The organism is Bacillus sp. FSL W8-0645, assembly GCF_038007905.1.
Lineage (GTDB): Bacteria > Bacillota > Bacilli > Bacillales > Bacillaceae > Bacillus > Bacillus pumilus.
The window spans coordinates 3054803-3075957 of record NZ_JBBOYC010000001.1; the positions used below are offsets into that span (position 1 = coordinate 3054803).

22 protein-coding genes are annotated in these 21155 nt (G+C 41.9%); 7 read left to right on the plus strand and 15 right to left on the minus strand.

Annotated elements, in window-relative coordinates:
- Positions 1 to 45 precede the first annotated feature (45 nt).
- A complete protein-coding gene (locus tag NST39_RS15840) occupies positions 46 to 1416 on the minus strand; it encodes a S1C family serine protease (RefSeq protein ID WP_044140893.1) in 1371 nt (456 codons plus the stop codon).
- A 336-nt stretch (positions 1417 to 1752) separates the two neighbouring features.
- On the opposite strand from NST39_RS15840, the gene NST39_RS15845 reads away from it, so the two are divergent.
- Positions 1753 to 2430: a response regulator transcription factor gene (locus NST39_RS15845; protein WP_003212732.1), complete on the plus strand. Its 678-nt coding sequence runs from the start codon at positions 1753 to 1755 to the stop codon at positions 2428 to 2430.
- Positions 2427 to 3758 (plus strand): HAMP domain-containing sensor histidine kinase, encoded by a 1332-nt coding sequence (locus NST39_RS15850; RefSeq protein WP_065098051.1) that lies wholly within the window; start codon positions 2427 to 2429, stop codon positions 3756 to 3758. The genes NST39_RS15845 and NST39_RS15850 overlap by 4 nt, the downstream gene beginning before the upstream one ends.
- A gap of 20 nt (positions 3759 to 3778) precedes the next feature.
- Here the strand turns inward: NST39_RS15850 and spxO are convergent, their stop codons facing one another.
- Positions 3779 to 3943 (minus strand): anti-adapter protein SpxO, encoded by a 165-nt coding sequence (spxO, locus tag NST39_RS15855; RefSeq protein ID WP_095285802.1) that lies wholly within the window; start codon positions 3941 to 3943, stop codon positions 3779 to 3781.
- A 192-nt stretch (positions 3944 to 4135) separates the two neighbouring features.
- Between spxO and NST39_RS15860 the strand changes: the two genes are divergently transcribed.
- Complete coding sequence (locus NST39_RS15860; protein ID WP_065098050.1) at positions 4136 to 5014, plus strand: TetR/AcrR family transcriptional regulator; 879 nt, start codon at positions 4136 to 4138, stop codon at positions 5012 to 5014.
- Positions 5015 to 5093: 79 nt separating this feature from the next.
- Here the strand turns inward: NST39_RS15860 and fumC are convergent, their stop codons facing one another.
- Both fumC and NST39_RS15870 read right to left on the minus strand, forming a co-directional pair.
- Positions 5094 to 6488 carry a class II fumarate hydratase gene (gene fumC / locus NST39_RS15865; protein ID WP_065098049.1) on the minus strand — a complete coding sequence of 465 codons (1395 nt, stop codon included), beginning with the start codon at positions 6486 to 6488 and terminating at the stop codon, positions 5094 to 5096.
- 88 nt (positions 6489 to 6576) lie between these two features.
- The gene (locus tag NST39_RS15870) at positions 6577 to 6744 is read right to left on the minus strand and encodes a YvzF family protein (RefSeq protein WP_003213147.1); all 168 of its coding nucleotides are present in this window, start codon (positions 6742 to 6744) and stop codon (positions 6577 to 6579) included.
- A gap of 114 nt (positions 6745 to 6858) precedes the next feature.
- Between NST39_RS15870 and NST39_RS15875 the strand changes: the two genes are divergently transcribed.
- From NST39_RS15875 to NST39_RS15890, 4 genes are read left to right on the plus strand one after another with little or no spacing between them, the layout of a single operon-like run.
- A complete protein-coding gene (locus NST39_RS15875; protein ID WP_319610277.1) occupies positions 6859 to 8283 on the plus strand; it encodes a spore germination protein in 1425 nt (474 codons plus the stop codon).
- Positions 8270 to 9364 carry a GerAB/ArcD/ProY family transporter gene (locus NST39_RS15880; protein ID WP_106067280.1) on the plus strand — a complete coding sequence of 365 codons (1095 nt, stop codon included), beginning with the start codon at positions 8270 to 8272 and terminating at the stop codon, positions 9362 to 9364. The genes NST39_RS15875 and NST39_RS15880 overlap by 14 nt, the downstream gene beginning before the upstream one ends.
- Positions 9361 to 10482 (plus strand): Ger(x)C family spore germination protein, encoded by a 1122-nt coding sequence (locus tag NST39_RS15885; protein WP_065098046.1) that lies wholly within the window; start codon positions 9361 to 9363, stop codon positions 10480 to 10482. The genes NST39_RS15880 and NST39_RS15885 overlap by 4 nt, the downstream gene beginning before the upstream one ends.
- 37 nt (positions 10483 to 10519) lie before the next feature.
- Positions 10520 to 10888 (plus strand): hypothetical protein, encoded by a 369-nt coding sequence (locus tag NST39_RS15890; protein WP_003212877.1) that lies wholly within the window; start codon positions 10520 to 10522, stop codon positions 10886 to 10888.
- 47 nt (positions 10889 to 10935) lie between these two features.
- Here NST39_RS15890 and NST39_RS15895 read toward each other — a convergent pair whose 3' ends face one another.
- The 11 genes from NST39_RS15895 to NST39_RS15945 form a co-directional block, all read right to left on the minus strand.
- Positions 10936 to 11571, minus strand: a complete 636-nt coding sequence (locus NST39_RS15895) for a response regulator (protein WP_003213157.1) — start codon at positions 11569 to 11571, stop codon at positions 10936 to 10938.
- On the minus strand, positions 11568 to 12632 hold the full coding sequence (gene liaS, locus NST39_RS15900; protein WP_044140903.1) for a two-component system sensor histidine kinase LiaS: 1065 nt from the start codon (positions 12630 to 12632) through the stop codon (positions 11568 to 11570). The genes NST39_RS15895 and liaS overlap by 4 nt, the downstream gene beginning before the upstream one ends.
- A complete protein-coding gene (liaF, locus tag NST39_RS15905; protein WP_044140904.1) occupies positions 12629 to 13393 on the minus strand; it encodes a cell wall-active antibiotics response protein LiaF in 765 nt (254 codons plus the stop codon). The genes liaS and liaF overlap by 4 nt, the downstream gene beginning before the upstream one ends.
- A gap of 30 nt (positions 13394 to 13423) precedes the next feature.
- Positions 13424 to 14293 (minus strand): LiaG family protein, encoded by an 870-nt coding sequence (liaG, locus tag NST39_RS15910; RefSeq protein ID WP_341029191.1) that lies wholly within the window; start codon positions 14291 to 14293, stop codon positions 13424 to 13426.
- Between the two features lie 111 nt (positions 14294 to 14404).
- Entirely contained in the window at positions 14405 to 15070 is a 666-nt protein-coding gene (gene liaH, locus NST39_RS15915) for a stress responsive protein LiaH (RefSeq protein WP_003213665.1), read from the minus strand.
- Positions 15071 to 15085: 15 nt separating this feature from the next.
- Positions 15086 to 15478, minus strand: coding sequence for a hypothetical protein (locus NST39_RS15920; RefSeq protein ID WP_065098043.1), 393 nt, complete (start codon positions 15476 to 15478; stop codon positions 15086 to 15088).
- 166 nt (positions 15479 to 15644) lie between these two features.
- Complete coding sequence (locus NST39_RS15925) at positions 15645 to 16214, minus strand: cob(I)yrinic acid a,c-diamide adenosyltransferase (RefSeq protein ID WP_341029194.1); 570 nt, start codon at positions 16212 to 16214, stop codon at positions 15645 to 15647.
- Between the two features lie 123 nt (positions 16215 to 16337).
- The gene (locus NST39_RS15930) at positions 16338 to 17618 is read right to left on the minus strand and encodes a heme ABC transporter ATP-binding protein (RefSeq protein WP_113768070.1); all 1281 of its coding nucleotides are present in this window, start codon (positions 17616 to 17618) and stop codon (positions 16338 to 16340) included.
- Positions 17615 to 18673, minus strand: a complete 1059-nt coding sequence (locus NST39_RS15935) for a FecCD family ABC transporter permease (protein ID WP_185107880.1) — start codon at positions 18671 to 18673, stop codon at positions 17615 to 17617. Before NST39_RS15935 ends, NST39_RS15930 begins: the two co-directional genes overlap by 4 nt.
- Positions 18639 to 19589 (minus strand): ABC transporter substrate-binding protein, encoded by a 951-nt coding sequence (locus NST39_RS15940; RefSeq protein WP_065098039.1) that lies wholly within the window; start codon positions 19587 to 19589, stop codon positions 18639 to 18641. The genes NST39_RS15935 and NST39_RS15940 overlap by 35 nt, the downstream gene beginning before the upstream one ends.
- 170 nt (positions 19590 to 19759) lie before the next feature.
- Complete coding sequence (locus tag NST39_RS15945) at positions 19760 to 21151, minus strand: glycoside hydrolase family 28 protein (RefSeq protein WP_341029199.1); 1392 nt, start codon at positions 21149 to 21151, stop codon at positions 19760 to 19762.
- Positions 21152 to 21155: the final 4 nt, after the last annotated feature.

Here is a 21155-nt window from a genome sequence, read left to right on the forward strand (position 1 = left end):
GCATAAAAAAACAGGTAGACCTTTAACGTCCACCTGTTTTTTCATTTATTCAGTTTCAGACTGTCCGAGGGTAATGTCTAGGTTCTTATTTTTCCCTTCACGAATAACAGTCATTGTCGTTTTATCGCCGACTTTTGTTTCTTTGTACAAAATTTCTTTCAGCTGAGAGCTATTCGCCACGTTTTTTCCTTTAAACTTGATGATGACATCTCCAGACTTCAAGCCTGCTTTTTGTGCAGGTGATCCTTTTGATACATCCTTTACGTAAATCCCTTTGCCGATTTGTTTATCAAATAGGCCGAGCGTATTTTCTTGATACGTTTCAGGCACTTGCTCAAGGTCAATCATTTGTACGCCAAGGTAAGGACGTTCAACCTTTCCATTTTTCAACAGCTCATCTACAATCGGTTTGACATCGTTACTTGGAATTGCAAAGCCGAGTGATTCCACACCGCTTTCGCTAATTTTTAAGCTGTTGATACCAATGACTTGACCATCTGTATTGATAAGCGGTCCACCGCTGTTTCCTGGATTGATCGCTGCATCTGTTTGCAGTACATTCATTTCCACCGTACCAGACGATGTGTTCGCTTCAACTGTACGATCAAGACCACTAATAATCCCTTCTGTCACAGTACCAGAGAACTGGGCACCAAGCGGGTTCCCAATTGCGATCACTTTGTCCCCAGCACGGAGCTTAGAAGAATCACCAAAGCTCGCCACTTTATCAATGCCGTCTGCATTGATTTCTACAACAGCTAAATCTGTCATCACGTCACTGCCGACAAGCTTCGCTTCTTTTGTTTTTCCGTCATAAAGTGTGACTTTCAGTTTATTGGCACCCTCGACTACGTGGTTATTTGTAATAATGTACGCTTTTTTGCCATCTTTTTTAAAGATGACACCAGAACCCGTTCCAGCTTCAGCTTCTGTTGAATCACCGCTAAGGCCAAACGAATTTTGGGTAGATTGATAGTTTGAGACTCCCACAATGGTTGGCTCTAAATCTTCTACCATATCAGAGACATTCGTGGCATTGGTAATTTGTTTTGTTGAGAAATTTTCAGAAGCTGCCGGTTCACTTGACGCTGTTTGCGTTTGAGTGTTTGCTGCTGTGTCCTGTGACTGCGGCAAAAGCGGTGTAATGCCAAGCACAAGGCCTCCGCCAATAATTCCTCCAAGGATCGGACTGAGCCATGCTGCTTTCCGCTTTTTCTCCTTTTTCGACACACGGTCATCCCCCATTTGAGGAGAATGGTTTGTCACACTCTCCTGAGTGGCAGAAGCTTCGTTTTCATGAGGTTGAAAAACGAGTTCCTTTTCTTTTTCAGGTTCGTCTATTTGTTTCTCATTCTCTTGATGTACATCTTCTTGTTGATTCAACTTCTTCTCTTCATCTTCTCTTCGGAAATCCATCGCTTACACTCCTTTACATCATGTTCATGACTTGCTTGATTCATATGTGTAGATCGGACTCATGTCCTCTTAATGGCAACATCATTGAAAATACTACATGACAATATGTCAAATTATATAATACTTATTCATAGAAAAAAAGCAAGGTGCGCACATTCGTGAAAAGCACCTATTGATCTGCCTTTTGTCTATGCCCTTTTTTCCCTTGAGCTTATCATAAACAAACATTATGGGATAATGATGAGAAGAATATGTGAAATTGTGAAAAAAGCATGTGATTGTTGACATGCCGCCTTTGTATCCCGTTATAATGACGTTGAGAGGATGTGGAAGACTTTGTCGTACACCATTTATTTAGTGGAAGATGAACAAAACTTAAACGAACTTTTAACCAAATATTTAGAAAGTGAAAATTGGAATGTCTCCTCTTTTTTAACCGGAGAAGCGGCACGCGAAGCAATGAATAAGCCGCCGCATCTATGGATTTTAGATATCATGCTGCCTGATACAGATGGCTACACACTGATTAAAGAAATCAAAGCCGCATCACCTGACGTACCGGTCATTTTCATTTCAGCACGTGACGCAGATATTGATCGTGTCCTCGGTTTAGAGCTAGGAAGCAGTGACTATATTGCGAAGCCATTTCTTCCGCGCGAGCTGATCATTCGGGTGCAAAAGCTGCTTGAGCTTGTGTACAAAAACAGCGATACTCCGCAGCAGCAAAGTGTCACACCCGTCTCCTCCTATGTCATTCATGAGGATGTAAGAGAGGTGTATGAAGGAGATCAGCTGATTAACTTAACTTCTAAGGAATTTGACTTGCTGCTTTTATTTACACATCATCAAGGACATGCTTTTTCTCGTGAAGATATTCTCGTCAAAATTTGGGGACACGATTACTTCGGGACAGATCGTGTGGTGGATGACCTTGTCAGACGATTGCGCAAAAAAATGCCCGACTTAAAGGTCGAGACCATCTATGGATTTGGCTATAGGATGCTAAAAGGATGAAGAACAAACCACTCGCTTTTCAAATTTGGATCGTCATCTCTGGTATTTTGCTCACCATCTCGATTGTCCTGATCATTCTATTTTCCAATACATTACGAAATTTTTTCACGAATGAAATTTATAAAAATATCGAAAATGAACAACAGGTTCTCACAGAATATCCGTTGAACCGAGACGGCTCGCCAAAGTCGACACCGGAAAACCGCTCGGTGCAGCACATTCTGATTCCGTCAGATGAATTAAACCAAATGGCGCAGTTTTTCCCGCACGCCTTTATTGAGAAAATCCAATCCTTTGTGAAAAAACAAAAAAGCGCAACGAAACGCTATTCTGAAGAGGTGAATGGCCAGCACATCTTTTTTGTCATCAAAAAAGTATCAACAGGCAATACACAATATATTCTTTTGTCTTATGCGCCAGACTCTTATCGAGATGACCTTTCCTTTACGCTGTTTAAACAGCTGATCTTTATCTTGGGCACCGTTATTTTATTAAGCTGGATTCCATCGATTTGGCTTGCCCGCTACTTATCCCGTCCAATCGTTGCGTTTGAAAAGCACGTGAAGCGGATTGCACAAGAGGACTGGGACGATCCTGTCATCGTTGACCGGCAAGATGAAATCGGAAAGCTTGGTCATACCATTGAAGAAATGAGACAAAAACTCATTCAAAAGGATGAAACAGAACGGACTCTTTTGCAAAATATATCACATGACTTAAAGACTCCTGTCATGGTCATCCGCGGCTATACGCAGTCGATTAAAGATGGTATTTTTCCTAAGGGAGATCTTGAACAAACGGTGGAAGTCATTGAAGGTGAAGCAGAAAAGCTTGAGAAGAAAATCAAGGATTTGCTGTACTTAACAAAGCTTGATTATTTATCAAATCAACACCCTGCACATGCTTCCTTCCTACTGAGTAATACGATGCTGGAAGTGGTCGACCGAATACGCTGGTCGAAAAATGAATTACAGTGGAACGTGGACTTAGATGATGAGGCTACTCTTGAAGGCGATCCAGAACAATGGAGCAAATTATTTGAGAATGTACTAGAAAATCAACTTCGCTACGCAAAAAGGAAAATTGATATTCAAATGAAACAGGAAGAGGATCAAATACGCATTGTTATTCGTAATGACGGTCCTCCAATTGAAGAACATATGCTATCCAACCTATACGAACCTTTTAGTAAGGGAAAAAAGGGCGAATTCGGTATTGGATTAAGCATTGTCAAAAAAATTCTCTCCATGCATCAAGCGTCTATATCAATTGAAAATGATGATCTAGGTGTACGTTATACGATCACGGTACCAAAGAAGAGACTGTAGGTTTTTGACCGCAGTCTTTTTTAGATGAATGAATACCCATTGAAATCACGGTATGTGGCTTTGATTTTCTTGCCAGCTTGATACATCCATTTCTTTTCAATGGTTGTCTCTTTCGGCATTTTGACTTTTTCTACTTGAATTCCTTTTGTTCGCAAGCGTCTCATCATATCATCGATTTCTCTCATGGAACATCATCCTTTCACATTTTTTGACCAGTTGGTCACCTTACTTTATAATATAAAGAATTACACTGTAAAAAACAAGTTACAATCTGATTAATTTTTGAAAACTTTCGTCGTTTATGACCGATAAGTCACATCTCTTTGCGCACGTTTCCTAAGACATTTGTCTCTCGGTAAGAAAGGATGACATTCATATTGAAGAAGAAAGAGAAAATGATCATTGAGGCCGGCATGAAATTGTTTGCCAGTAAAGGCTACAATACAACGTCTGTTCAGGAAATTGCGGATGAATGCCACATGTCAAAGGGTGCTTTTTATCTTTATTTTAAATCAAAGGAAGCACTGCTCATTTCAATCTTACATTACTATTACGATAAGGTATTTACCCGGATCCATGAGGTTCAAACAGAGGGAGGCACACCAAAGGAAGCCTACCGTAAGCAGCTCACTGTCTACTACGATAATATCTTGCAGCAAAAGGATTTTATTAAAATGCAGCTGAGCGATCGAGCACTGCCAATGAATGAAGAAACGCAGCAGCTCGCAAAACAAATCAGACTTGCCACCATTCAGCTTCACATTGATAACATTAAGCAGGTATATGGAGATGCAGCGATTCCTTATATGGCTGATCTTTGTTTGACGATTGAGGGAATGAGCCACGTTTATTTCGAGCTTGCGATTTTATATGATTTTCAGCTAGAGGCTGAGGAGCTAGCCGCAACGATGATTCACCGTATCGATGATTTGATGGGCGGTATGATGGAGCGACATGATCTTCCGCTCATCTCTGTAGATCAAGCGAGCGATTGGTTTGGTCCTATTTATGAACGGTCATTCGACCCGCTGACAGAATCTCTTTTAAAAGAATTAAGAGAGCAGGCTGAAGCACACTATGAAGTGAAAGACGAGCCTGATTTATTTGAAGCACTCGGCATTCTAGAAAATGAATTAAACAAACAGAAACCTAGACAAGTCATCGTGAAAGGCATGCTGCATCAATTAAAATTATACGCACCGCTCCAAACCCACTCTGAATCACTTTTGCGTATTTTGAAAGAAGATCATTTGTAGAACCCAAGTCACAACCTGGGTTTCATTTTTGTCCACATCACGTTCAATGAAAAAAACCAGGGGCAGCCGCCCCTGGTTCTTATTTTGCTTTCGGTGTCACCATTTCTTCTGGTTTCACAAACTCTTCAAACTGCTCTTCTGTTAACAGCTCTAATTGAAGTGCTGCTTCTTTTAACGTTAAACCTTCTTTGTGAGCAAGCTTTGCAATTTTCGCTGCATTTTCATATCCGATGTGCGGGTTAAGTGCCGTCACAAGCATCAATGAATTGTTCAAGTTTTTCTCGATTGTTTCTAGGTTTGGTTCGATTCCAACTGCACACTTGTCATGGAATGAGTTCATGCCGTCAGCAAGTAATTCAACTGATTGCAAGAAGTTATAGATGATAACCGGCTTAAATACGTTCAGCTCAAAGTTTCCTTGGCTGGCAGCAAAACCGATCGTTGCATCATTCCCCATAATCTGTGCTGCAATCATTGTTAAAGCTTCACTTTGAGTTGGGTTGACTTTACCTGGCATAATGGAGCTTCCTGGCTCATTTTCAGGAATGATCAATTCACCAATTCCGCAGCGAGGACCACTTGCCAGCCATCTCACATCGTTGGCAATTTTCATTAAATCAGCTGCAAGTGCTTTTAGGGCACCGTGTGCATACGTAATTTCATCATGGCTTGTCAGCGCATGGAATTTGTTTGGTGAAGAATTGAATTTTTGACCTGTCAGCTTGCTGATTTCCTCAGCGACATATTGACCAAACTCAGGATGTGCGTTAATTCCTGTACCAACAGCTGTTCCGCCAATCGCAAGCTCTCTCATTTTTTCAGTTGATTCTAGAATCATTTCTTTTGAACGGTCCAGCATGTACACCCAGCCGCTAATTTCTTGACCTACTGTCAGTGGAGTTGCGTCTTGCAAATGCGTACGACCGATTTTAACAATCTCTTGATATGCTTTTGCTTTCTCATCAAGAGTCGCTCTTAATTGATCAATCGCAGGCAATAATTTTTTGTACACAGCTAAAACAGCTGCCACGTGCATAGCAGTTGGGAATGTGTCATTTGAGCTTTGGCTGCGGTTGACGTCATCATTCGGATGAATGCTGAACTCACTATTTTTATCTTTTAAGTAAACAGTTGCTCTATTTGCAACGACTTCGTTCATATTCATGTTACTTTGTGTCCCGCTACCTGTTTGCCATACAACAAGCGGGAAATGCTCGTCATACTTTCCGCTGATGATGTCATCACATACAGCAGCAATTGCTTCTGCTTTTTCGCTCTCAAGGTTGCCAAGACGTTCGTTGGCAATCGCTGTGCTACGTTTCAAAATTGCAAACGCATTCACAACTTCCTTTGGCATTTTCTCAGAACCGATTTTGAAATTTTCTTTGCTTCGTTGTGTTTGTGCACCCCAGAACTTGTCCTTTGGCACCTTGATTTCGCCCATTGTATCTTTTTCGATTCTAAATTCTGTCATTATGTATCCCTCCATAGCTTTATACACTCAACTCTATTCTATACAAAAAACCAAAATCCTTTAAGCGTTTTCAATTAAAATTTTATCTTTATTTTAATTTTAGTTCAATATAAACGCGGACATCTTTCGAATATTTGTATTTTGGGTTCGTTTTTCCGTAATCCTTTGATGTATATGTCACTTCATAATGCTTGTCAAACGACTGTAGAATACGGTCAATCTCCTCTTTTGTTCCTGCTAAACGAATTTGTGCCATCTTGTTTCCTCCAAAACCCTCATTCTTTCTTTTACCACAAAATAATGTAACACAGAATATTGTTTTTTCAAGCAGGTAATGCTAAGAAAAAGTTATTTGAGGCGGGTGATCATTTTGAATCAGACTCCATTGAAAGAGCACTTATACGATAATCTCTCCGTCATTCTCCCTCAATTAAAGGAAATGGATGATTTAGTCCATGAGAAAAAAACGCTGCCTCACGGGCAGGTTGTTTACTATTTATACATAAAAGAAATGAACGAAAAGATGGAGATTCAAACCTTTTTAAAGCTGCTTCTCCAAGATCATACGTCTCTTACAAAAGAGAAGCTGGAATCTAATTTATCCATGATGACGACACGTTCGGTGAAGACCTCTGAAGAATTGGTCGATGCGATTTTTGAAGGGCATTGCGTGGTGCTGATTAATGGATTTCAGCATGCGTATATTTTAGAAACGCATGGAACAAAGAAACGCAGTTTAGGGGATTCTACATCTGAAACAGTCGTAAGAGGGCCGAAAGTTGGCTTCATTGAAGATTTAAACACGAACTTAGCTCTCGTGCGACAGCGCTTGAAAAACCCTGACCTCAAAACAGTTAACATGAAGATCGGGGAAAAGAAATACACCCAAGTGACCATCATGTACATTGACGGTATCGTTGAAACCTCTGTTTTAAAAGAGGTAAGAAAACGGCTCAAACAAGTCACCATTGATGATATACAAGACTCTGGTGTTCTTGAGGAGCTCATTGAAGACAATGTGTATTCTCCTTTTCCGCAAATTCAAAACACAGAACGGCCTGATAAAGTCGCCTCTGCTTTGAACAATGGGCGAGTCGCCATCTTTGTCGATCATTCGCCTTTTGTGTTAATTGTACCTGCTTCACTCGCGACGATTATGCAATCACCAGATGATTATTATGAAAGATGGATCGCCGCCTCTCTCATTCGTATGCTGCGGTTTACCTCGATCTTTCTGACATTATTTTTATCAGCCATTTATATTGCGCTTGTGTCGTTCCATCAAGGACTTTTACCAACAACTCTAGCTATTTCGATCTCAAGTACAAGAGAAAATGTCCCCTTTCCGCCTATTGTGGAGGCACTCATCATGGAGATGACGATTGAGCTTCTGCGGGAAGCCGGCTTAAGGCTGCCAAACCCGCTCGGTCAAACGATCGGACTTGTTGGCGGGGTTGTCATTGGGCAGGCAGCCGTTCAGGCTCATATTGTGAGCTCAATCATGGTGATTATCGTCAGCGTGATGGCCCTTGCGTCCTTTACTGTTCCTCAATACGGGATGGGCATGTCCTTTCGTGTGCTCCGCTTTGTGTCCATGTTTGCTGCGGCTACCTTTGGTTTATACGGGATTGTGCTGTTTATGCTCGTACTCCTTACTCATCTCACACGGCAAAAAAGTTTTGGCACACCATATTTCTCACCAGATTTTGTGTTCAGCTATAAAAACGAGGACAATTCCATTATTCGATTGCCCTTAAAAAATCAACAGAAAGGAGAACGAGATGGTCAATCATAAAGAGTCGATATCAAGCTATCAGGCAAGTGCCATTATTGCAAATACAACACTAGGCGCAAGTATGATGATTCTGCCAAGAGCAATGGCTCAGGCTGCGGCTACACCTGACGGCTGGATTGCACTCTTACTCATGAGTGTCATTTACATTGTGTTTATTTTTGCAAATGTCCTGATGATGAAAAAAGTCCCCTTCTCCTCATATTATGATTATACGAATGAGGGACTTGGAAAATGGATTGGCGCGCTTGCCAACCTCTTGATTATTATTTATTTTCTTGGCGTTGCTAGCTATGAAGTACGGGCTATGTCGGAAATGGTGAAGTTCTTTCTGCTTCAAAACACACCTGTAGCGATGACAATGATCAGCTTTATTTTGGTTGGTTTTTATCTTGTCATTGGAGGAATTGGTGATTTAGCCAGGCTATTTCCTTTTATTCTGATTGTGACGCTCATCATTTTATTTGTCGCTTACGGACTGAGCGTGCAAGAATTTAAGCTAGATAACCTCCGTCCCGTTTTAGGAGAGGGATTCTCCCCTGTTTTCAAATCTTTGAACGCATCAGCCATTTCGTTTGTAGGCATTGAAATGATGCTGTTTATGCCTGCCTATTTGAACACGCAAAAACACACCTTTGCTTATGGTACAGTCGGCTTTTTGATTCCTGCGATCATCTATATTTTCACCTATATTCTTGTGGTTGGTGCGTTCACGGTGAAAGAAACGGCGACTTTGACTTGGCCAACCATTGCCTTATTTCAATCATTTGATATTCAGGGGATTTTTATTGAACGAATTGACTCCTTTTTGCTTATCGTTTGGCTGATTCAGCTTTATACAAGCTTTGTCGGATATACATTTTTTGCTGCAATCGGGGTGTCTAAACTGACCAAGTTTCCTAAAAAAGTGGTCCTTGTTTTAATGGGAATTGTCATTTACTTTGCAGCGATTTTTCCAAAGGATGTCGATACAGTGCGAAATTATTTAACCTATGTGAACAACCTCTTTTTCCTGCTGTTCGGCATTCTCCCGTTTCTCTTATTTATCATCGTGTTTTTCAAAAGGAGGCGGAACACAACATGAAAAAGAAAGTAGCTGTTGCTCTTTTGACGCTGGTTCTATTAAGTGGTTGCTGGGATAGCACAAATATTGAGGAGCTTAACATGGCGATTGGATTTGCAGTAGACAAAGGGGACCAAGGGAATAAATTAAAGGTATCTATGCAAGTCCTCGTTCCTCAAAAGATCTCTCAGGAATCAAACATCAAAGACCCTACGAAAATCATTGAAACAAACGGGGATTCTGTGCATCAAATATTCCGCACAACGGCGCTGAAAAGCCATCGCATTTTCGCACAGCAGCTACGGGTGTTATTGTTTTCTGAGGAACTCATCAATGAGAATGATTTCGACCTCGTCATTAATCAATTCATTCGAGACAATGAAACGAGGAGAGGAGGCCTCGTCTTTATGACCTCTAAGAATCCTGGAGACATGCTGAAAATCAATGACGACGGACAGCCAGCCTCTACGACCTTATACGATCTTTCTGAGAATAGAAAATCGACCATTCTCATGTTTAAGACTGTCTCATTAGGAGATATTTCTTCTGCCATGCAAAACAATGTATCTTTCGCTATTCCGAAAGTCAGCGTCGATCAAGGAAAATTAATGCTCGATGGAGCCTCTATTATTAAGAATAAGCGATTTCTCACCAATATCTCTCCGTTAGCAGTACAGTCATACAATCTGTTAACTGGAGACGGACTGGGTGGAGTCATTGAATTTGAATATGAACACAGCAGCTACTCTTTTGAGATTTTCAAACTCAAGCACCATATTAAAACCAATAAATCAGCCAGCGGAAAATATCAATTTGATGTGTCAGTGGAGCTTGATGGACGATTGTCTGAGGATTGGAATGAACGTGAAAACGCTTTTAATGAAAAGTATCTCAGAGAAATTGAAGGCGTTGTCAAGCGTCGATTAGAGACAAGCGTTAAAGATTTCATCGGTGAATTACAGCATGAGATCAAAGCAGATATTTGCGGGTTCTATCAAAAGGCGAGTATTGCCTACCCGAAGGATTTTCGAAAAGAAGCAAAACATTGGGATGAAATTTTTAGTGAATCAGATATTCGTTACAAAGCAAATGTGAAAATCCGTGACTTCGGGACTAAGGGCGCAACACAATCCTTATAGAGTATGTTAAAATGGTAAGAAAAAAAGGGTGTCAATCATGAAACGAGCTTTACTTTCGGCCGGCATTCTATTTTTGATTCTAGGAATACTCCTGTTAGTCGTTGTATTCATGCAATCAAAAGAAGATTTCTTCATTGAAGCCGACAGCTTTTCGAGCACATTTTTGATCGTGATTTATTATGGACAAACCCCTGCGCTCCTTCTTGTTGGAGGCGGTATATTCGTCGGACTTTCACAGATCATTGGTTTGCAAGAGAAAAAGGCAGCATTGGCAAAGGAGAGCGTAAAGCTATTATCCGAGATGAAGAAAGCCCTAGAAGACAAATCGGCCGAGGAGCAGGAGGCTTTTCCAGTTCCTGAGCTCCATCAACTATCCGAACGTCCGATCACAGGACAGAAGGACTAAATTTACGCATGTTCTAGCAGCTTTCTTTTGAAAGCTGTTTTTTTATTTTATTGAATCAGCTTATGACGATGCGCATACACAGCCGCTTGCGTCCGGTCTTCTACATCGAGTTTGGAAAGAATGTTTGTAATATGTGTCTTCACTGTTTTAATTGTAATAAATAGTTCCTCAGCGATGACCTTATTCGATTTCCCATCAGCAATCAGCTTCAAGATTTCCATTTCCCTTGCTGTTAATGCATCATGAAGGATCGATCCATTTGAGGAATGACGAAGTTTATTCATCACCTTTCCAGCTACTTTTGATTCTAGTCTTGGTTCGCCGATACTTGCAGACCGAATGGCATCTGCAATTTCTCCTGCCTTGGATGTTTTTAACAAATAACTTAAAGCACCTGCTTCAATCACTGGATAAACTTTATCATCATCAATAAAGCTCGTCAGAACGATAATTCGTGCATCTTCAATTTCCTGACAAATTCTTTTCGTTGCTTCGATACCATCCATGCCTTCCATGACAAGATCCATTAAAATGACATCTGGCCTTAATTCAACTGCTAGCTCTACACCTTTTTGTCCATCTGACGCTTCACCAATGACTTCAATATCAGCCTGTGCCTCTAAAAAAGCAGCAAGCCCCATTCTCACCATTTCGTGATCGTCGATTAAAAGCACTCGAATCATCGAACGTTCTCTCCTTTTCCTTCATCAAAAATGGGAACCTTCACATCAATTTGTGTTCCTTTTCCTTCAAATGACATAATCTCTGCGACACCGCCTACTTCACTTGTTCTTTCACGAATTGATTCCAGTCCGTAGGAGGCCGTCTTCACATGATCGGTTTGAAAGCCGATCCCATTGTCGATAATCTTCAGCTGCACCTGCCGATTTCGAATGAGCAGACGCACCGTCACCTTTGTCGCCTTTGCATGCCTGAACACATTTGACAGGGCTTCCTGTACAATTCGGAAGAGGTGATCCTCTACTCCTTTAGACAGCGGAACATCATCTTCTATTTCCCAATCAATATCAATCGGCTGCTTTGCTTGAAATTCATTTAGGAGCTCAATCAAGCCCTTTTTCAAGTCTTTTCCTTCAAGGGTGATCGGTCTGAGATGAAGCAAAAGGGCACGCATTTCATTTTGTGCATCGCCAGCCATTCGTTCGACTAGGCGCATCTGCTTTAAAATCTTTTCATCCTTTTCCTTCATGACTTCAAGAATCGCAGAGGTCATCATTGAAATCGCAAATAACTGCTGGCTGACCGCATCATGCAGTTCTCGTGCTAAACGCTGACGTTCTTCTGAGACGACCGACTTTTTCATTTGCACCTGCCATTCTGCCCGCTCATTCGAGAGCTTTTGCAAAGAGGCTACTTGACCTTCCACTCGTTTCGCCATTTCATTTAATTGATCTGCCGCTAAGCCAATTTCATCGTCGCCAAGAGACGGCAGTCTGTATGCAAAGTTCCCATTTTCAAACTTTAAAATCGACTCTACAAGCTGATCAAGACGCTTTTTATGCTGATAGCCAAATACATGTGAGGCAGAAACCCCAATGGCAAGACTAATGATCAGTAAAATACAAAAAAATGGGATGCCGAACCAGCGGGTAGAGAGGAGAATCATCGGATCAAGCTGATAATAAAAAAACATGGGCAGCATCGTCATGATGACAACACCAAGCGAGATCCCTACTCCAAGACGAATAGATTGCCACTGGATACCTAGATGGAGTTTCCTCATAAGTATCTCACATCCACATCTCCGATCAGTAAAGAGATGGAGATTTTCACTTTTCGTTTACTCTCATCGTAATTGTCGGTCATCACATACACTTTACTGCCGAATCCGCTTCTTTTTTCATCAATAATTTTCATATCACCAATGGCAGCTGAAGCACTCACACATACTTCAATATCCTGCGGTACGAAAATATCCACATCTCCGATGAGCCCGCTTATCACGATCGTGCTCTCTTCTTCTGCGATGATGGCCTTTGATAAGTCGATTTTGACATCCCCGATAAACCCTGAAATCGTCAAATCACTTAATTGAAACGGCTTTTTCATCAGCCTGACTTCACCGATAAAAAAGTCATGCTCCTTGCGCGGCTTTGTCTGGCTCTTTGTTTTCTTTTGCTCGCCCTCTTTTTCAAGATTGACTTTCAGAGAAGGCTTATCGCCCTCCGATGCTTCCTTTTTATCGACATCAAAAACGGGTTTGTTTTTCAATAAGCGATAGCCGGCATATATCAAAAAGGCCGCAAATAAATATCCTGTGAGACTAAATGTAATATTGAGCAGGAATTTTAAAAAGAGAAAGCCGGCAAAAATATAGGAAACTGAACCGAGCCAACGTTTGGATCTTGAGTGCAGCCAATAGCCTGCCAGCGCAAAAAACACGGGCCAAAACAATTCGGCTCCGATCCCAATAATTTTGAGAAATAGATTAATACCAAAAATCACGACAATGATGCCTAAAATTTGATTCCTTGAAAAACGCAGTTGACTCGCCTCCTTCCTTTCTTCCGTTCATTACCGCAGCTTTAAGTTTCCACTTGTCATTTCAATATCGACTAAGTGTGTCCCTTTTCCCTGCGTACCTGTAAAGCCTCGACCTTCACTATCTGCTTGATCAAAATGATAGGAGTGATCCACACTTCCACTTGTTTTTTTCACTTTGACGTTAAAATCTCCTTCATCCGGCAGGTTAAATTTTGCGCTGCCTGATGTCATGTGAAAGGAGACAGGTGATTCAATGGTATCAAAGCTTGCCGTCAATCTACCACTCGTCATTTCTAGCTGCAGTTCGCCTTTGACATCTTTAATATCGGCACGGCCTGAGGTTGCTCCAATATCACTATTTTTCGCATCGATGTGAGACACAGAGAGTCTGCCGGATGTCGCTTTGATTTCGACATTGTTTGCTGAGAAATTCTCGGCATTGAGGTTTCCGCTTGTTGATTTAAGCGTCACATCTTGAAGAGACAGTTTCCCTTCGCCGTCCACCTCACTGACGCCGCTTCCACCCGTAATCTTCACATTTTTATGATAATCTGTTGGAATTTTGACTAAGAGTTCTCCTTTTTCAAATGAAGAGAAAAACAAGAATCCTTTATTTTCAGCACGGACGTTAAATATACTGCCTGTTTGTTCCGCATACATTTTCCCTTTTCCACCTACGACCATCACGGAAATATCGGAACGATTTTCAGGCTTTACCTTCACGCGAAATCCAGAAAGAGAAATATCTAATTGATCAATTTCATCTTTTTTCGCTGAAGCTGTTGTGACTGCTTTTTCACGGGAGAAACTCAAATGAAAGAGATCTTCGTTTTTGAAAAGCATCCCAATCATTAAAAAGACACCTACAAGTATACAAATTAGACCGATTAACCGCTTCATTCATACCATCCCTTTATCTTCTGACCTTTTCATTATAAGGAAAAGCGAAACAGAAAGAAATCAAATATCGGAAGAAAAATCCTGCTTTTCTTCCGATCTGCCATTGATTTCTTAGTTTGCTTGCTGCTGCTCAGGCTTCTTCTCCAGCTTGAGCTTCTGCCATTCTTTTTCAACCTCATCAGCATAGTCTAGATGAGCATATGCTCCTTGATCCTCAAATTGTGTATAGCTGCCCGCTTTTGTCTCCATTTCTTCGATACGGTTCTCCATTCGAAGAAATTCTTTATATGCACTTTCACTATCTACTTTATTCATAGATTCGTTCATATGCTGCTTTGCCTGTGCGGCATTTGCTCTTGCTATGAGTGCCTGCTTCTTGTCTTTAATATCACGCAGCTTCGTTTCTAACTGCTGCAATTGCTCTTTCAGCTCTTTTAATTGTTTCACAGATTGCTGATAAGCTTCCTGATATTCCTGATGCTTTTCTTCAAAATACTTCATTTCTGTGAGCGCTTTTCGTGCTAATTCTTCTTCTCCTGCATGAAATGCCAGCTCAGCCTGCTTCTTTCTTTTATCAGCAAATGCTTCCGTCTCTTCTGCTTTGCGCAGGAAGCCTTGTTGAATCGTTTGCTGTTTGATGATCGCATGTTTCGCTTTGGCAATATCGTCCTCCATATCACGAACGTACTGATTTAGCATGACACGTGGATTCTCCATTTTATCTAAGCCCTCATTGACCGTTGCAACAAACATATCTCTCATTCTTCTGAATACCATTTGAATTTCCTCCTCTTATTTTTTCTTTAAAAAATCTTCCCATTCTTGATCAAATGACGTGTGCATAGGTTCTTCCATTTTCGGTGACGTGTTTGGCTCCATATATGATCTACTTGATGATTCTTTTGCCTGTTCACCATTGATCATCGTCCAGCCGAAGTAGAGAAGCCCCCCAGCCAATGCGATTCCAAGGATAAACGGCAGAGCTTGCACAACGATCATGACACCAATGACTGCTAGAATGACGCCGAAGGTTTTACTGCCTTTTTCATATTTCTTTACACCTACATAGATGAGCCACGCCCCAATCAGAATCGGGATCAGCCCTCCTAGTGAACCACCGAAGAAGATGGATAGACCGACAAACATTAAAATCGAACCGATGATGGTTTTACTTGTTATTTTCATCTTCATGCCTCCTTTCTTGCTCCTTGCTTTTACTATAGTCAAAAAAGAAAGCTGGCAAAACGTGTCGCAGATTGATCTTTCGTTGCGACCAGAGTCGTAACTTCGCTCAGACTGAGCGGTAGAATCCAATAAAAAAGCACTCTTCTCATTTGAAGAGTGCTGTTCTTTATTTAGACCGAAATACGTTTGCACTTCGTTCATATTCAACATCCGCTTCACCGAGCCGATGATTCACGATTCGGGCAGCTGCAAATAAATAGTCAGAAAGCCGGTTTACATATGTGAGCGCAACTGATGGAATCTCCTCCTGCTTCGCAAGCGTCACCATATGCCGCTCTGCTCTTCTGACGACTGTCCGCGCCACATGTAAAAGAGCTGCACTTTCCTGGCCGCCCGGTAAAATAAACTTCGTGAGTGGCGCGGCTTCTTCTACATAGACATCCATTCTTTGCTCAAGGACTGATACAGACATTTCAGTTAATTTACCTTCTTTCGGTGGTTTCACTGCTGCCAAATCACCGCCGCAGTCAAACAGCTCGTGCTGTATCACAATCAGCTCTGACAAAATGTCTTGAAACAATTCGCCATGCTGACGTAAATGTGCATGCGCGAGTCCAATGAAGCTATTCGCCTCATCTAACGTGCCGTACGCCTCTACTCTCACATCATCCTTATCGGCTCTCCCGCCGATCAAGCCTGTTTGACCTCGATCCCCTGTTTTTGTATAAAGTTTCATTGGTGTTCCTCCTTGTCTATTGCTTTGTCCTTTTAGTATAACCTGAAGTGAAAAGGATGTATTTGTTTAACTAAAGTACTGTGATCGCATCATAAACAAAAAAGCGAACCCTTTGGTTCACTTTTAAATGGCATTCAATGAATAAAGAAGAAGGTGCACTTTCTGCTTTAATCTTTCGTGTAAATGCTCATCATCTTCCGTTTCTTGCATACCCGCAGCAGCGATACATAGATGATGAATGAACATGCTCGTCTCCCGTTTCATCATGTGGACAAGCTGCCCCATGAGCTGAACAGACGATCCGTCTGATATAGACTCTTTCAGTACAAGCCAAATGGTCAACTCTTCTTGATGACGCATGCCGTAAAGCACCATGTCGTCGTCTGTGTCTTCAGCAGCAAATTGTTTTGGTCCACTTGTTTGATCGTAAAACAATAGTCCTTCACGATCATCCAACTCGTCACGAAGCATCTCACTTCCCGTTCCGAGAGACCTTTTCCAAAAGAAGCCGCCCTTTTTCTGATGTGAGGAAAGGATGCGGAGCGGCTGTTTGAGGGAAAACGTCATTCCTTCCCCGCCATACGTTTTCCACCCATCCGCTAACTTTGCATTTGATGCTACAGAAGCCCCCGCAGGTTCAATGGTCAACTGAGGGTTTGCCCTTCGCGGGTGTTGGAGCGGTGTTACATCTGTTTCATATACACGGTTGATTCGCTCAGGCGTCAAGACGTGATGCGGCAGCCCTACTATTTCTGTCTTTCCTTCATCAAGTAGCAGCAGCCGATCACAATACAAACTGGCGATGTTCACATCATGAAACACACCGATCACCGTCAACCTAGAGGAAGTGGTCTCTTCTTTAATTAAATCAAGCAAGTCTTTTTGATAGGCCAAATCAAGAAAACTGGTTGGTTCATCGAGCAATAAATATTCAGGCTGCTGGGCTAGTGCCTGTGCCAAGTACACACGCTGCTGTTCTCCCCCGCTTAGCTCATGAATAGATTGCCCCTTAAATTGTGCAACATCCGTTTGTTCCATTACTTTGTTTACGATTCGCATATCCTCTTGGGTAACAGATTGCAACCATCCTTTTTGATATGGATAACGACCGAATTGAACCGTTTCTTCCACTGTAAATGAGAAGGCTTGGTCCGTTTTCTGCGGTAGAACAGCCATTTTTTGCGAAAGTGCCTTTGGACGATAGGATTGAATCAGTTGACCGCTCAGGCGTACCTCACCACTATCAGGTTCCAGCAATCCAGAGATCATTTTAAGCAAGGTCGACTTCCCGCTTCCATTTGGACCAAGTATACCGAGAAATTCCCCTTGCTTTACCTCAAGACTGATGCCGCGTATGACCTCTTTCTCTCCATATCCACCTTTGATTTCCTTCACTTGAATCATAGATGCGTCCCTCCTCTATATTTACGGATGAGGATGATGCCGAATACAGGGGCACCAATTAACGCTGTGATGATGCCGATCGGTAATTCAGTCGGCTCAATGATCGTGCGTGATAACACATCTGCTAAAACGAGAAAGGAAGCGCCATTCAGCATAGACAAAGGCAGGAGGTGCCGGTGGTCTGTGATCGCTAAGAGGCGAATAAAATGCGGAATCACAAGTCCCACAAATCCGATCGTACCTGACACCGCTACTGCACTACCAGTCAGAATCGATCCAGCAAGCAGCACGATATATTTGCTCCTTTTCACATGTACACCTAATAGCTTTGCTTTCTCCTCGCCATACGTCATGACATTCAAATCTCGCCCCATCAGCATTAATGCAAAGGTCCCAATCAGAAAGAAAGGAAGGAAAAGCGCAATATAGCGCCAGCCCCTCATGGACACACTACCAAGAAGCCAATGAATAATCTCTTTTAAATCATCACCCGTTAAAGCAATCATTAATGATATAAGCGCGCCCAAAAAAGAGCTGAAAATCACTCCTGTTAAAATTAAAGAGGAAATGCTCATCCCCCGATGAACAAGACGCGCAAAAAAGAGGACGAGACATAGGGTCACAAGCGCTGTTATCATACTGAAAAAAGGCAGTGTGAAACTGCCGAGCAAAGGGAGCTGCAAACTGAAAAATAGGGTCGCGACGGCTCCAACTGATGCCCCTTGAGATACACCCAGTGTATATGGGTCAGCAAGAGGATTTTTTAATAAACCTTGAAAGGCTGCACCAGATAACGCCAGCGCTGCTCCGACTAGTGCCGCTAATATTACTCTCGGCAGCCGGATATTCATCATAATATTGCGATCAATTGAATCTATTGTGCCTATCTGCACACCGAATAGTTCATGAACAAATATACGAAGAATAGAAGGAATGGGAATCCCTAAGCTTCCAAAGGAGATTCCCATTCCAATGCTCACCACAAGAAGTAAAGCACTTAGTGTGTATGCGATGATGAATTTATTTGAACGTGTCAGGATAGATGCTTTTCGCAAGAGCCTCGACTCCTTCAACCAATCGCGGTCCCGGTCTTGATGCGAGATCCGTATTCAATTGAAAGACTTGTTTTTCCTTCACTGCTTTGACCGCATTCCAGCCGTCTCTCTTTTTCAGATCAGCTAAACTGGAACCATCAATTGTGATGATCACGTCAGGGTTTCGTTTGATAATTGATTCCTCTGTCATTTGTACCCAGCCAGTTTGATCACCAGCAGCATTTTTCGCATGGATAACAGAAAGCATTTCATCCATAAATGTATGAGTACCTGTTGTATAAATTTCAGGCGTACCTGAAACTTCAACAAAGACTGTTTTTTGTTTGTCTTTGGAGATCGCTTCTGCTTGTTTCTTGATGTGATTCAATTTTGCTTTCATCTCGTCTACAAGCTTTGTTGATGCTTCTTTTACACCTGTTGCTTCACCGATCATATTGATCGATTTGTACACATCCTTAAAAGAAGTGGCATCATTTACAGTCAGTACTTGAATTCCTGCATCCTCTAGCTGTTTAAATCCCTCTTTTGATCCCATCTGTGAGGCATGAGCTAGTACAAGATCAGGCTTTAATGAAATCACCTTCTCGACATTGAATTCAAGTCCGCCAATTTTCTCTACCTTTTCAACTTCCTTTGGATAATTGTCAAAATCAGATCGTCCAACCATTTTATCTCCAAGACCAAGCGCATACGCAACCTCTGTATTACTTGGAATTAATGAAACAATTCGTTTAGGCTGTTCTTTGATTTCGACTGTTTTACCAGCTGCATCTTTAATCGAGACAGGAAATGCCGCAGTCGTTGTTTCGTTATTTTGTGAACTCTTTGCTTTATGGTCTGTTTCAGCACCTGCACATCCTGCTAAAACACCCATCACAAGCAGGAGCGATAGCCAAATGGCCGTTAACTTTTTCATGAATGAACCCCCTGATTTATGTACTGCTTGACGAATTCTCTCCGTCAATTCTTTTCTAATTTCGGGAATATTATACTACAGTGCAGATAGGTTGTATATGTGATTTCTAAAAGCGTCTTTTCGATCTTATAAATGAAAAACAGCCTCTAAAAAGACTGTTTTTCGCCTATCTATTTATTAATTTGTTCCCCATTGATGACGACTTTCTGAAAAGAAGGCGCTACAGCATGCTCCAAAGAAAGTGGATACGTCACATGATCTATGACACAATTTTTCATGTTGAAGTTTGTCACGGGGGAATGTGAGTAGGCGGCTATTTTCACACCATATCGTCCGCCGCTGCTTTTCAGTCCTTCTACTTGAATATGACGTACAACAGGACGATGTGGACCCGCATCCCCTTCCTCATACATCATGTCGATACAGACCACTTCATGCTTTAGGCTTTTGACTGTGTTGTTTTTAAAGTAAATATGTTCAATGGTACCACCTCTGACAGAGTTGGTTTTAATCCGCAGTGCCCGGTCAAGGTTCGGACTATCCATGACATTATTCTCTGCATAGACATACCTTACCCCGCCAGTGATTTCACTCCCAATCGTCACTCCGCCGTGTCCATCACGCATCTTATTTCTACGAATGACAATGTTTTCAGATGGAATCCCTATTCTCCGTCCGTCCTCGTTCCTTCCAGATTTGATGGCAATACAATCGTCGCCATTATCAAAATAACAATCTTCAATGAGCACATTCCGGCAAGACTCTGGATTGACACCATCTGTGTTTGGTCCATGCCCGATAATATGGACTCCACGGACAATCACATTTTCACTTAGTACAGGGTGAATTTGCCACATCGGTGAATCCTTCACTGTCACTCCCTCAATAAGAACTTGCTGACATTGGTAAGGTTGGATAAAGCTTGATCTTAAATAATGCCCTTCTCCAAACACTCTTTCTTCTACTGGTATTCTTTTTTCAGCCATGTCAAATAGAAGCTGACGATCTCGATCTTGAGAAGGCTGGCCATTCGTGCCATATTTCCAAGGCCACCAATGATGCTCATCCCCTCTGCCATCAAGCGTTCCAGCTCCTGTAATGGCAATGTTTTCTGCATGGTGTGCATAAATGAGAGGTGAATAATTATAAAGCTCAACCCCTTCATATCTTGTCAGTACAAGCGGCAAATAGTCCTTTCGGTTTTGGGTGAATGCCACATACGCTTTCTCATGCAAATGCAATTCTACATGACTCTTCAATTCTAGCGCACCTGTCACAAACGTCCCTTCTGGAATCAGCACACGTCCCCCTTTCAAACGGTGCGCATCATCAATGGCAGACTGTATAGCATCTGTTGAAAGCTCGGTCCCCTTCGCATCTGCACCATAATGAACCACATTAAATTCACGATCAGGGAACAGCGGTGCTTTTATCTGCTTTAACACTTGATCGATTCCGTTTGCTTCTTTGTCTTTCTTCCCTTGCCTTGTTAAACGAGTGAGTCCGATTCCTGTGAGTACCGTTCCTGCTGTGATATACATTAAATCCCGTTTTCTAGACACATTC

Excerpts from the sequence above, each read along its gene's own strand:
- NST39_RS15840 (WP_044140893.1), bottom strand. The coding sequence starts at position 1,416 with ATGGATTTCCGAAGAGAAGATGAAGAGAAGAAGTTGAATCAACAAGAA.
- NST39_RS15850 (WP_065098051.1), top strand. The coding sequence starts at position 2,427 with ATGAAGAACAAACCACTCGCTTTTCAAATTTGGATCGTCATCTCTGGT.
- spxO (WP_095285802.1), bottom strand. The coding sequence starts at position 3,943 with ATGAGAGAAATCGATGATATGATGAGACGCTTGCGAACAAAAGGAATT.
- fumC (WP_065098049.1), bottom strand. The coding sequence starts at position 6,488 with ATGACAGAATTTAGAATCGAAAAAGATACAATGGGCGAAATCAAGGTG.
- NST39_RS15870 (WP_003213147.1), bottom strand. The coding sequence starts at position 6,744 with ATGGCACAAATTCGTTTAGCAGGAACAAAAGAGGAGATTGACCGTATT.
- NST39_RS15880 (WP_106067280.1), top strand. The coding sequence starts at position 8,270 with ATGGTCAATCATAAAGAGTCGATATCAAGCTATCAGGCAAGTGCCATT.
- NST39_RS15885 (WP_065098046.1), top strand. The coding sequence starts at position 9,361 with ATGAAAAAGAAAGTAGCTGTTGCTCTTTTGACGCTGGTTCTATTAAGT.
- NST39_RS15890 (WP_003212877.1), top strand. The coding sequence starts at position 10,520 with ATGAAACGAGCTTTACTTTCGGCCGGCATTCTATTTTTGATTCTAGGA.
- NST39_RS15895 (WP_003213157.1), bottom strand. The coding sequence starts at position 11,571 with ATGATTCGAGTGCTTTTAATCGACGATCACGAAATGGTGAGAATGGGG.
- liaS (WP_044140903.1), bottom strand. The coding sequence starts at position 12,632 with ATGAGGAAACTCCATCTAGGTATCCAGTGGCAATCTATTCGTCTTGGA.
- liaG (WP_341029191.1), bottom strand. The coding sequence starts at position 14,293 with ATGAAGCGGTTAATCGGTCTAATTTGTATACTTGTAGGTGTCTTTTTA.
- liaH (WP_003213665.1), bottom strand. The coding sequence starts at position 15,070 with ATGGTATTCAGAAGAATGAGAGATATGTTTGTTGCAACGGTCAATGAG.
- NST39_RS15920 (WP_065098043.1), bottom strand. The coding sequence starts at position 15,478 with ATGAAAATAACAAGTAAAACCATCATCGGTTCGATTTTAATGTTTGTC.
- NST39_RS15925 (WP_341029194.1), bottom strand. The coding sequence starts at position 16,214 with ATGAAACTTTATACAAAAACAGGGGATCGAGGTCAAACAGGCTTGATC.
- NST39_RS15930 (WP_113768070.1), bottom strand. The coding sequence starts at position 17,618 with ATGATTCAAGTGAAGGAAATCAAAGGTGGATATGGAGAGAAAGAGGTC.
- NST39_RS15940 (WP_065098039.1), bottom strand. The coding sequence starts at position 19,589 with ATGAAAAAGTTAACGGCCATTTGGCTATCGCTCCTGCTTGTGATGGGT.